Origin of the sequence: Methylomonas sp. LW13 (genome assembly GCF_016865255.1) — a bacterium.
Taxonomy (GTDB): domain Bacteria; phylum Pseudomonadota; class Gammaproteobacteria; order Methylococcales; family Methylomonadaceae; genus Methylomonas.
Genome location: NZ_CP033381.1, coordinates 2330226 through 2342474, shown reverse-complemented (window position 1 = coordinate 2342474; position 12249 = coordinate 2330226). Strand labels below are relative to the sequence as shown.

The following is a 12249-nucleotide window of genomic DNA, read 5'->3' as shown; positions in this document are numbered from 1 at the left end:
ATGAATAGCATCCCTTCATCACCCTTTGCGCGACCATCCACCGACCATACGCACCGCACCCTGCTGGTAGTAAAACGGCTGGGTTTGGGGCTATTGTTATTGCTCCTGCTGGCCGGCACCTGGCGCCTGGCGCAAAACCTGCAGCAAGCGGAAACCTTGCAGGCGCAAACAGCGGCGAGTCAGCAGCGCAGCGTCATCGCCGCTCATTCAAGGCCGGGCGAGGCGACCCGCAAATTGGTATTGCCTGCCAGTTTGCGTGGCAACACCGAAACCCAACTCTATGCGCGCAGCAACGGCTACTTAAGCGTCTGGCACAAGACCATAGGCGATCAGGTTAAGAAAGGTGACTTGTTGGCGGTCATCGACGTGCCCGAACTGGAACAGGAATTAGCACAATCGCGCGCCGCGCTGGCTCAAGTTAAAGCCCGATTGGAACTGACCCGCACCACCCTGCAACGCTGGACGCAATTGAACGGCACCGACAGCGGCACCCAACAGGAATTTGACGAAAAACGCAGCGCGTTCCTGCAAGCCGAAGCCGATTTCTCCGCCGCGCAAGCCAATGTCAAGCGCCTGGAAAATATCGAAGGCTACCGGCGCATCGTTGCCCCGTTTTCCGGCGTGATTACCCGTCGGGGGGTGGATGTCGGCAGCTTGATCGTCGCAGGCAGTCAGGAGTTATTTGCCTTGACGCAAACGGACCCGTTGCGCTTGACGGTTTGGGTGCCGCAAGTCTACGCGGACGACATCAAGGCCGGTCAGGAAGTCTCGGTAAGAGTCCTGGATTCCCAAGGCAAGCCGGTGAGCGCCCATGTGGATCATGTCGCCGGCGCTCTGGACCCGGTCAATCGTTCCCGGCAGGTGGACATTACTCTGCCCAACAAGGACGGTAAGTTACTGCCCGGTTCCTACGTGGAAATCTCCATCAACGTTGCCGGCAAATCCAGCCCCTTGGTGGTGCCGGCTAATGTATTGGTGATCGATCAAGCCGGCTCGCATGTGGTAGTGGTCGATGCGGAACATCGTGTGGCGTTTCGTCCGGTAAAATTGGGCCGCGATTTTGGCCGCGAGCTGGAAATATTGGAAGGCATCTCGGCCAGCGATACCTTGGTCGCCAGCCCCTCGGATCTGTTAGTGGAAGGCGAAACCGTGGGCGTGGTGGAAGCCCAACAAAAACAGGCGGAGAAAGCCAAGGACAAAACCGCCGGCAAATCATGAAATATTCCAGCAGTCCGCGGCAGGACGGGCCATCCGGTAGAGAAATGGCTATCATCGCCACGATGCGGCGTTTAGCGCTGAGCTTGGCAATTGCATGGGCACAAATGCCACGCCTTTGTCCTCTATCTTAGGCCCCAGCGGCTGAAATCCCAGCCGAGCATAAAACGGCACGGAGGATAGCGCGGCATTCACCGTGAAGGTCTCCGACGGGCATGCGGCCAACGATAAGGTGATGGCGCGCAACGCCAATGCCGTGCCGATACCTTGGTATTGGCAGTCAGGCGCCACAAACAGATGAAAAAGATGCCGGGCATCGCGAACTGCAACCACACCGGCCAGCTTACCGTTTAGCAAACCGACGAGATAAAGGATATTAGCGTCGGCGATGTAACAATCAATCGCTTGCGGGCTGATGCTCGAATAAAACAACTCGGCACCGTCGCCCGTTGGGGAAATCGTACAACGGTTGGCAACACTGCCAATCAGTTGGCTGACGCATTCGGCATCGGTCGCTAAGGCGGTACGGATGATCAACGGCGAGTTTGTCGTCATTGCTCGGTAGCGGCAACGTCCGGCAAGTTTTGATAAACCTGCTCGACGGTTTGGTGTTCGGTTAAGGCTTTAATGACGGCCGTTAGAGGTTCCGCATGGATGTCGGGCAAGTCTTGTTCAAAGGAATTCACAATCGGAAACGCCAATTTCTCCAGCGGCGGGCAAAAGTCCGCGTTCACACCGGGCTTATTGCCGCGCGCATCGATCCGGTACCAACCGTGTTGCGGCAGGTAAACCGCGTTCAAACCGTGCAGGCAATAAGGCGGCTGGTCGCCGTCTAGCGTCAAGCGTTGGTAACACAGCGCGGCCGGGATGCCGTTGGCGCGCAGCAGTGCCGCCAGCAAATGGCTTTTGGCGTAACAGTAGCCGGTGCCGTGGATCAACACCTCTGAGGCTTTGCAGGTCACTGGGTTCAGCCGGTAGTCCCAACTATGTTTGATTTCGTCGCGCACGAACTCGAAACAGCGTTTGGCGATGGCTTCCTCATCGGCGCAGCCCTCCGCCAACTTGGCGGCTTGAGCGACGATAGCCGGATGTTGGCTGTCGATATAAACACTGCAGCCCAGGAAGGACTTCATATCCGGTAACAGCTTTACCCTGCGTTGGATTTTGGTTAATACGCCGGTCAGTAGTGAAACGATTTCCGGCATCGCCAACAGCTCCGCTCCGCCAATGTTGGCGCTCGGCAGCGGCAAGGCGATCGAGGCGACTTCGATCAGCGTGGCCGACATGGTGACCAAGGTTTCCCGGAGCGCGGCATCGGCGTGATGGGCGCGTGGCGATGCATTCAATACCACCACCGGTTTGTCCACAAAGCCCTCGAATGCCACCAACCAATCCAGCGCATTTTTGATGGTGCCGGTGACGCCGTGGGCATATTCCGGGCTGGCGATCAGCAAGGCATCCGCCGAGGCCACTTCGTTGCGTAATTGCAGGGCAACGGCCGGCGGCGCGTTTTCCAAATCCGGATTGTATAAGGGCAAGTCGCCAAGCCCGGAAAACAGACCGACTTCAATCGAAGCCGGTGCCAACTGTTTTACGACCCTCAGCACGGCGGAATTGATGGACACAGCCCGTAAGCTGCCGGATAAAGCCAGTATTTTCATGGCAAAGCTAGGTGTGGAATGTCAGGGAAAAGTAATGGCAAGCAATAATAGATCGCTTGGCACGGCTTAATAATGACGTTGATTTTCGCATGCCATACAAAGAGGCGGGGCCATTTCTAAAAATCATCGACCTGCTTGGATTACTTGCAAGCTTAGCCAAATCCAAACCGTCATAAAGCAAAACCCAAGCGTGCCCGGAATACTATTGATTTATCGGAAAACAGCCTGGATGCATTTCGGCGTTTGCTTCCGCTCCAGGACTTAAAAAGTGAGATCCGTCATTTGCTCGCTCCTCGCGCCGCTGCCGGCTTGGCCCGTGAGCCGCGCGCGCTGTTCATGAATACGATAGCCCCGATGATGATCGCCGCCGCACTCAGAACGCGCGGCGTGAGCGGTTCGTTCGCGAACCAGCTGCCTAAAAACACCGCCACCAGCGGATTGACGTAGGCGTAGGTGGCTACCAACGGGATCGGCGCGTTTTGCAGCAACCAGGCGTAGGAGGCGAAACCGATCATCGAGCCAAACACGATCAGATACGCCAAGGCCAGCCAGGAGTTAACCGATACCTGAGCCAGGTTGAAAACATCCCATTGTTCGCTTAGCGCACTGACCAGCAACAAGGCAAAGCCGCCGGTCAGCATTTCCGCGCCGGTTGTCATCAGTGCCGTCTTCGGCAAATCCGCAGTTTTGCTGTAAATTGAACCTAAGGCCCAAAGCAAACTGGCGAGCAGTAGCGCCGCCACACCGGGCAGATTTACCGGGATACCGTCTGATAACGCCGTCGGACCGACCAGCAAGTAAATCCCCATGAAGCCAATGACCAATCCGACCAGTACACGCAGCGTTGGTCTGGTGCCGTTAGGTCTGAGTGCGTCGGCCATTACCAGAAACATCGGCACGGCACCGATGATCAGCGCGGCGACGCCGGATGGGACAGTTTGTTCGGCCCAACAAACCAAGCCGTTGCCGCCGAGCAATAACAAAATACCGACAACAGCAGCTGAACGCCACTGCCGAAAAGTCGGTGCGGCATCGCCGGCCAGACGCCGCCAGGCCAGCAAAATGAAGCCGGACACCACAAAACGCAATCCGGCCGACAAAAATGGCGGCAGCGTCTCGACGACAAAGCGGATCATCAAATAAGTTGACCCCCACACCAGATAAACGGCCAACAACGCGGCCCAGACCTTAGCTTTCATTCTTAAAACGCCTGGCTTTTACCATTCGCCCTGGAGTTGTCGAGGGACGCGCCAAATCAGGCTTCGACAGGCTCAGCCCGAACGGTGTACCCATATTAAATACGGCCGGATTCATAATTTCGGCTGCTACTTGCGCCCCTGCCAGCCACGGGCGTAACGGCCGGGGCGAATACTTTTTGTTGCCGCTGATTGAGGTTGGTACCATGCGAAAGCCTAACGGTAGGAAAATTGCTCGAAAGTTATCGAAGTGTAGACAGCTGGTCCGCTGTCAGTCGCCGTGTTTAGGCGCAGTTTATACGAAGCGGCCTACCCGTTCTGAATAGTCAAAGCCCCTCCCCAACCGAAAACCCCGTCTTATCCACCACCCGCCGCAACACAAAGCTGGTATGTACCCCGCTGACACCGGCAATGCCGGTGATGCGCTTCAGCAGTAACTCCTGGTAGGCGTCCAAGTCTTTGACCACTACCTTGAGCTGGTAGTCGGCGGTTTGGCCGGTGATCAGCAGGCATTCCAGGACTTCCGGAATGCCGGCGACCGCTGCTTCGAAGGTGCTGAAACGTTCCGGCGTGTGTTGGTCCATCGAGATGTGAATCAAGGCCATCAGCGTCAAACCCAAGGCTTTGGCATCCAGCAGCGCCCGGTAGCCGACGATCAGGCCACCCTCCTCCAAGGCCCGTACCCGCCGCAAGCACGGCGACGGCGACAGTCCGATGCGGTCGGCCAATTCCTGGTTGCTGATGCGGCCGTCGGTTTGCAGGATGTTCAAGATTTGCCGGTCGTATCGATCCAGTTCCATAAAATGCCCGCTATTCATTTAAAAAAACAATAAAATAAAATATTATCGATATTTACAGCAATATTCTATCAACATTCAGCCTTTTACATCGCATAAACGCAATCGGCTGGCGGACGATTTGGTCTACCCTATCGGCTACCATTTTGAGGAGTTAAAAGCCATGTTGACAGACCCTTCCCACAAATACCGCCCTTTCCCGCCACCGGCATTGGCTGACCGCCAATGGCCCAATCGCACGATCAGCCAAGCGCCGATCTGGATGAGCACCGACTTGCGCGACGGCAACCAAGCCTTGTTCGAGCCGATGGACGCCGAACGCAAGCTGCGTCTGTTTCGCACCTTGTGCGGCATCGGTTTCAAGGAAATCGAAGTGGCGTTTCCGTCGGCCTCGCAAACCGATTTCGATTTCGTGCGCCGTTTGATAGACGAGGCGTTGATACCCGACGACGTCACCATCGAAGTGCTCAGCCACGCCCGTGAGCCGTTGCTCCGCAGAACCGTCGAAGCCTTGCATGGCGCGCGCTCGGCCATCGTCCATATCGTCAACGCCACCTCCCAGCCTTTTCGCGAACTGGTGTTGGGCATGAGCCGAGCCGAGGTGTTGGCGATGGCCATTGATGCGGTGCGATTGGTCAAGCAATTAACCGCCGACCAGCCGCAAACCCACTGGCGCTTGCAATACAGCTTGGAAACCTTCACCGCCACCGAGCCGGATTTCGCCGTCGAGGTTTGCGATGCGGTCAGCGCCGCCTGGGGCGCGACGCCGGACAACAAGATCATCCTCAATTTGCCGTCGTCGGTGGAAACGGCGACGCCGAACGTCTACGCCGACCAGATCGAATGGATGCACCGCCATATCGCCCGCCGCGACAGCGTCATCCTCAGCGTGCATCCGCACAACGACCGCGGCACTGCAGTCGCTGCGGCCGAATTGGCGTTGATGGCCGGCGCCGAGCGCGTCGAGGGTTGCTTGTTCGGCAACGGCGAACGCACCGGCAACGTGGACTTGGTGACGCTGGCCTTGAATCTGTACACCCAGGGTGTGGCGCCGGGCTTGGATTTTTCAGACATCCAGAAGGTGGTGGGCGATTTCGAGGCGTGCACCGGCTTGAGCGTGCCGCCGCGCCAACCCTATGCCGGCGAGTTGGTGTTCACCGCGTTTTCCGGCTCACACCAGGACGCCATCAAGAAAGGCTTTGCCGCCCGGCAACCCGATAGCGTCTGGAACGTGCCGTACCTGCCGTTTGATCCAGCCGACGTCGGCCGCGGTTACGACGCGGTGATCCGCATCAACAGCCAATCCGGCAAGGGTGGCATCGCCCACTTGCTGGAAAGCCATTACGGCGTGGTGCTGCCGCGCCGTTTGCAGATCGAGTTCTCGCGGGTGGTTCAACAACACGCCGACCGCCACGGCGGCGAAATCGGTTCGGAAGCGTTGTGGCAATTGTTTGCCCGGACCTATCTGGATTCGGCAAAGCCTTTGCGTTACCGGGACCATCATTTATTCGAGCACGCGCAAGGTCAAGGCATACAACTGCAAATCGAATCGGACGGCGAACCGCACACATTAACCGGCGTCGGTAACGGCCCGATAGCCGCCGCCGTCCAGGCTTTGCATGGCCTCGGCGGCGCAGTATCGGTACGCAGTTACGAAGAACGCTCGGTCGGCAGCGGCGGCGATGCCCAGGCCTGCGCCTTTGTCGAACTGGCGGCAGCGAACGGGACCACGACCTATGGCGTCGGCATGGACGCCAACATCGTCAGCGCATCGATCAAGGCGTTGCTCAGCGGCTACAATCGCTTGGCCGACGATATGGGCTTATGCAATTTAACAAAATTGAACACGTCCCCAGCGACGATACCCGCAAATGCCGCATCCTAAACTGTCGTTCCAGGTCGTCAAAGCCAATTTCCTCGCGTTAGCTGCTAATCGGCGTACCCGATTACTAAACGGCCGGTATCGAAGTGCGGCGCACTATGACGCTCCGCCACGTAAAATATCGGAGATTTATGACGAGCCGGTTCGATTTAATTTGGACGGATAGGGATCCAGAACTGTCTTAAAAACCCAACATCGTTAGCTATCGAACAGCTGTTTTACGTCAATTAGTCGGTTTCAAGTCGCGCTGCGGTTTCAGTTCCAGTAAAGCCGCTAGTCATTCGACGACCATACGCGCCGCATGTATAGGTACATCCAGTTCCGCAATTATTGGCGATATTGAGGCATATCATCAGCGAGCATGGACAGTTACTGCATTCGCGATGGTATGAATGCATGCCTGAAATCGGGATATTGAAAAACCTTTTTTATATCGATTCGATATTGTTATAGAATTTTACCGAATCCGTTGAAGCGTTTTCACCCCAAGGGGAACGTTTTTTGCGGATCTCTGCCGATGACGGATGTAAATCCGTCATCTCGGCATCTTTCTCATGACGTTGTCAAAGAATTCCGAACACCAAACATTCAGGGAATGCCTGACCAACGCCGAACCGAAAAACCGCATTGGACGTTTTTTATCTGGCCATTTTGTTAATGGCATCGAGCAATTTTTACTTTATTCATCCGGGAGTTTTTGATGGAAATCCACGTTTACGATACCTATGTAAAAGCACACGACAACCACGTCATGCACTTTGATGTATTTACCGCCAGCAAGGACAGTGAGCAAGCCATTCAGTATGCCAAACAGTGGCTATCTTCAATTGGTGAAAGCGATGCGGTAGTCTCCAGCAAAGAATGTCGGTTTTGCCATACTCAACAAGCACCGGCTAATGTGATTGACACGATCAATCGCCAAGGTTACTTCATATACAAAATGGAAGGTTGTCCGGCTTGATAGCAATATTGCTGTCATGCCAAGAAATTCCAGGCCTTGCCTTGCAAGGCCTTAACGTAAGTAGGAGGAAACACCTGTTTTCCGAAAAGCATTAGTAACGACCTCACCGGCATCCTCGTCAACAGCGACACGGCTACCAACATCGAAATTACACGCGCCGAAAGGGTGATCTGACCTCAGCTAATAGGGTTGTCGTTGCCATGCGACCCCGGGAGAACGATGGCGTTCACCCAAACAAAACCAATCAGACTATCTCAAAACGATACGTCGGCCTTTTCCAGCATCTCCAACCAATCCCTGCCTAAAAACACCAGAATTAAAATCTAACTAGCTTGAACGACAATAATCTATTGTAAAATAATCGTTTTTATATATCGCGTTAATCGACAGTTTGTGCGCACTAAGCCGAGTCTTATCATTATCCATGTCCCCGCTCCCCACTAGACAAGACTTTCAATGCGCGCGCTGATCGTCCTAGGTATGCTGTTGATGCCTTTGGCTACCGCGCAAGCGGCCGGCAAGGCATCGGAAGATTTAACTGAACTGTCCATTGAGCAATTGCTGAATGTGGAAATCATCAGCGCTTCCAGGCTGGGTCAAAAAGCCAGTCAAGCCCCCAGCTCGGTTTCGATTTTAACGGCAAACGACATACGCACTTTCGGCTGGCGCACGCTGGCGGACGCGCTGAACAGCATGCGCGGTTTGTTCACCAGCAATGATCGCAACTATAGCTTTGTCGGCGTGCGCGGCTTTATTCAGTCCGGCGACTACAATTCCCGAGTGCTGTTCATGATCGACGGCCAGCGCATGAACGAAAACATCTTCGACTCCGGCAATATCGGCCAGGAATTCATGCTGGACATGGACTTGGTGGAACGTATCGAATTTATTCCCGGTTCCGGCTCCACCATTTACGGCGCCAATGCGTTTTTGGGCTTGATCAACGTGGTCACCAAAAAAGGCAAAGCCTTGAACGGGGCGCAAATAGCCGGTGAAGTGGGTAGTTTTGACACCTACAAAGGCCGCGTCAGTGTCGGCAAGCAATTCGATAACGGCGCCGATGTGCTGGTGTCGGCATCGCATTTCGATACCCAGGGCGTGGAAGATTTATATTTCCCGGCTTTCGACGACCCAAGTACCAACAACGGTATCGCGCATAACATGGATACCGAACGCGCGGACCGCTTGTTCGGCCGGATGCAATTCGAAGAATTCACCCTCAGCGGCGGTTTTGTTGATCGTTACAAGCGGGTGCCGACCGCGGCTTTCGGTGCCGTTTTCAACGATCCCACCTCGCATACTTACGACAGACAATTTTTCACCAATCTGAAATATGAAAAAGCCTTGAACGCGAAGACCTCGTTCATGGCTAAGGGTTTTTATCAAGGCTACGATTACATGGCCGAAGACCCGTTCAATGACGCCGGTAATTACGTTTATCACGACCAAACCAGCGGCCGCTGGTGGGGCGGCGAAGCACAACTCACGACTAGCGTATTCGACGGACATAGACTACTTTTCGGCTTGGAATATCAATACGACCAAACCCAGCGCCAATTCGGCTATGTTACCGACCCTTATCAGATTTATCAGGATAGCGACCTCAGCGGCCACCGCGTCGAACTCTACGCTCAAGACGACATCCAGTTACTGGACAATCTGGTTTTCAGCGCCGGCCTGCGCCTGGATCAGACCCACATGCTCAAACGCCTGCAACTCAATCCGCGTCTGGGCTTGATATGGAACCCTTTGGAGAATACCACCTTCAAGCTGCTGTACAGCTCGACATTTCGCGCCCCGCATGCCTGGAACCTGGATTACAACAACTACTATTACGGCGTCAGCCCCGAACTTAGAGAAGAGCAAATCAGAAGCTACGAAGCGATTGCCGAATGGCATTCCCATGCCGGGCTGAAACTGCTGGTTTCCTTGTTTTACAACGACATCACCGAGTTACTGAAAGCCAACCCCGATACAGCGCTGCTGGACAATGTTGGAAAATACCACGCCTACGGTGCGGAATGGGAAGCGGAAAAACGCTGGGACAGCGGCAGAATGTTCAAGGCATCTTACACCTACAGCTTGTTTACCAACGAAGCCAGACAAGGGGTGTGGGCTTACGGTTCGCCGCAAAATATTTTCAAATTACACTATGCTGAGCCTTTGTTCGACGATTTTGTCCGGCTCGGCATCGAAAATATTTACATCGGCGACCGCAAGACATTTCAGAGCGGCAAAGCCGATGCCTACAATCTGGTCAATCTGAATGTGAGCACGGATCGATTGATGCGTGGCCTGGATGTATCCTTCGGGGTTTATAACCTGTTCGACAGCCACTATGAAATGCTGATCAACAGCGACCGCTTCGACCTGTTACAGATGAACGGCAGGGAATTTCGTTTGAAACTACAGTTGACGTTTTAAAAAAGGGCCGATCATATGAAAAAGGCGTTTCATCGACGGAAATCTTGGGCTATCGGCCTGGGAGCGCTTTTGTGTTTGGGACAATCCACCTCGCACGCCGCCAATCAAGAGCCTGAACGCGATAATTTACCGGATTTGACCGGCCTCAGCGTCGAGCAATTGATGAATCTCGATGTGACCTCGGTTATGAAGGTGCCCACAGACATTAAACACGTTCCCGCCGCCCTATTTGTATTGAGCAACGAAGAAATCCGCCGAACCGGGGCTACTACGATACCGGAAGCCTTGCGGGTGGTGCCGGGCATGCACGTGGCTAAAGTGGACGGCAACAAATGGGCCGTATCGATGCGCGGCTTCAGCAGCCAGTTTGTCAATAAATTGTTGGTGTTAGTGGACGGCCGCAGCGTCTATAACCCGCTGTTTTCCGGAGTATGGTGGGATCAACAAGATGTGATGATGGAAGACATCGAACGCATCGAGGTCATCCGCGGCCCCGGCGCCAGCTTGTGGGGCGCCAATGCGGTCAACGGCGTCATCAACATCATCACTAAATCAGCCAAAGACACGCAAGGCGGTTTGCTATCCAGTCATGTCGGCAGCCAACGCTACGGCGGCGGTCTGCGCTATGGCGCCGATTTGGGCGGCGACGCCTATCTAAAAGTCTACGGCCGCCACACTAACTACGGCGACTCAAAAACCCTGGGCAGCAGCACTAAGGCCGGCGATGAAGGCGAGATGAGCAAAATCGGTTTTCGTTACGACAAAGCCATCGACTTTACCAACAAACTCAGCTTGCAGGGCGATGCATTCCTCGGCGAGAGCAATGGCGCACTGCAACACTTCCCATCATTAACATCCCAACAGACGCCGGTGCTGGCGCCGCCCTTTTCTCGGGAATTACCGACGGACCAATTGTTCTCCGGCCATTACATCCAAGCACGCTGGGAACAACATCAAAGCTCGGACTCGAATACCGTACTGCGCATGTATTGGGACAGGCACAGCCGGAAATCGCCTTACTTGAATTCGGAATATCAAATCGACAATATCGATGTCGATTTTCAGCATAACTACAAGCTGAACGACAACCACATGTTGGTGTGGGGCAGCGGCGTGCGTTTCAATCTGAATAATTTTGAGGACAGCGCGCAAATCTCCATGAGCGCCAACAATCGCACCGACCGTATCTACAGCCTGTTTGGGCAGGACGATATTACCTTGGTACCTGATCGTTGGCATTTGACCTTGGGCAGCAAGCTGGAGCACAACCCGGTCACGCAATTCGAAGTGCAACCCAACGCACGCTTGCTGTGGACGCCCGACGGCCAACATTCGTTTTGGGGCTCGGTGTCCCGCTCGGTGCGCACGCCCAATTGGGTCGAGCAAAATATTTCCTACGGCTTGCAAACCCAGCCATACACGATACGTGGCAATACTGTGCCTGTGCTGCGCAACCTAACCGGCAACCCCGACTTGACCGCCGAAAAAATGCTCGGCTTCGAACTGGGCTGGCGCGGCCAACTGAGTCGCCAACTCAGTACTGATGTAGCCTTGTATCATTACAGCTACGACGATTACGCCAGCTTGACCCCCAATACCCAACGCTTCGCCGGCTATATGTTGCAGACGCTGGATTACAACAACTACGGCCATGTACAAGTCTACGGCGGGGAAATCAGTGTCGATTGGCAAGCGACTGAAAATTGGAAACTGCGCGCCACTTATAGCCACGAAGAAGAACGCTTCCGCCTGTCTCCGCTGGCACCTGCCAACACCACGCTGATCTCCGGAGACAGCTACCCGGCCCATAAAGCCATGCTCTGGTCTATGTACCAATTCTCCCCGCAACTCAAGCTGGATCTGAACTGGCGTTATTCGGATGCAACCGGCCTTAACGGCGCGCAATCCAGAGCCTATCAAGACCTGGATGCGCGTTTGGGATGGGACTTGGGCGCGGGCGTGGAACTGGCGTTGGTGGGCCGGAATTTGCTGAACAGCAGTCATTTCGAATACGGCTCGGATATGTTTTCCACCGCCACTGCCGTGCAACGCGAGGTATACGGCACCTTGCGCTGGGACTTCTAAGCGGCCGGACACTATGCATACAGCGAAG

General features: G+C 54.8%; 9 protein-coding genes. 5 read left to right on the top strand and 4 right to left on the bottom strand.

Annotated elements, in window-relative coordinates:
* Window positions 1-1218: an efflux RND transporter periplasmic adaptor subunit gene (locus JL719_RS10575; RefSeq protein WP_033156408.1), complete on the top strand. Its 1218-nt coding sequence runs from the start codon at window positions 1-3 to the stop codon at window positions 1216-1218.
* A gap of 51 nt (window positions 1219-1269) precedes the next feature.
* Here the strand turns inward: JL719_RS10575 and JL719_RS10570 are convergent, their stop codons facing one another.
* The 4 genes from JL719_RS10570 to JL719_RS10555 all read right to left on the bottom strand — a co-directional run bounded on the left by JL719_RS10570 (window position 1270) and on the right by JL719_RS10555 (window position 4872).
* Window positions 1270-1770, bottom strand: coding sequence for a GNAT family N-acetyltransferase (locus JL719_RS10570; RefSeq protein ID WP_051669919.1), 501 nt, complete (start codon window positions 1768-1770; stop codon window positions 1270-1272).
* On the bottom strand, window positions 1767-2876 hold the full coding sequence (locus JL719_RS10565) for an NAD(P)H-dependent oxidoreductase (protein WP_084153262.1): 1110 nt from the start codon (window positions 2874-2876) through the stop codon (window positions 1767-1769). The genes JL719_RS10570 and JL719_RS10565 overlap by 4 nt, the downstream gene beginning before the upstream one ends.
* Window positions 2877-3154: 278 nt before the next feature.
* Complete coding sequence (locus tag JL719_RS10560; protein WP_033156409.1) at window positions 3155-4075, bottom strand: EamA family transporter; 921 nt, start codon at window positions 4073-4075, stop codon at window positions 3155-3157.
* 323 nt (window positions 4076-4398) lie between these two features.
* Window positions 4399-4872: an Lrp/AsnC family transcriptional regulator gene (locus tag JL719_RS10555; protein ID WP_033156410.1), complete on the bottom strand. Its 474-nt coding sequence runs from the start codon at window positions 4870-4872 to the stop codon at window positions 4399-4401.
* A gap of 160 nt (window positions 4873-5032) precedes the next feature.
* Between JL719_RS10555 and leuA the strand changes: the two genes are divergently transcribed.
* The 4 genes from leuA to JL719_RS10535 all read left to right on the top strand — a co-directional run bounded on the left by leuA (window position 5033) and on the right by JL719_RS10535 (window position 12221).
* Complete coding sequence (leuA, locus tag JL719_RS10550; protein ID WP_084153271.1) at window positions 5033-6754, top strand: 2-isopropylmalate synthase; 1722 nt, start codon at window positions 5033-5035, stop codon at window positions 6752-6754.
* A gap of 697 nt (window positions 6755-7451) precedes the next feature.
* Window positions 7452-7712: a DUF2024 family protein gene (locus JL719_RS10545; protein WP_033156411.1), complete on the top strand. Its 261-nt coding sequence runs from the start codon at window positions 7452-7454 to the stop codon at window positions 7710-7712.
* Between the two features lie 456 nt (window positions 7713-8168).
* Window positions 8169-10136 carry a TonB-dependent receptor plug domain-containing protein gene (locus tag JL719_RS10540; RefSeq protein ID WP_033156412.1) on the top strand — a complete coding sequence of 656 codons (1968 nt, stop codon included), beginning with the start codon at window positions 8169-8171 and terminating at the stop codon, window positions 10134-10136.
* A gap of 15 nt (window positions 10137-10151) precedes the next feature.
* Window positions 10152-12221: a TonB-dependent receptor plug domain-containing protein gene (locus tag JL719_RS10535; RefSeq protein ID WP_033156413.1), complete on the top strand. Its 2070-nt coding sequence runs from the start codon at window positions 10152-10154 to the stop codon at window positions 12219-12221.
* The last annotated feature ends 28 nt before the right edge of the window (window positions 12222-12249 follow it).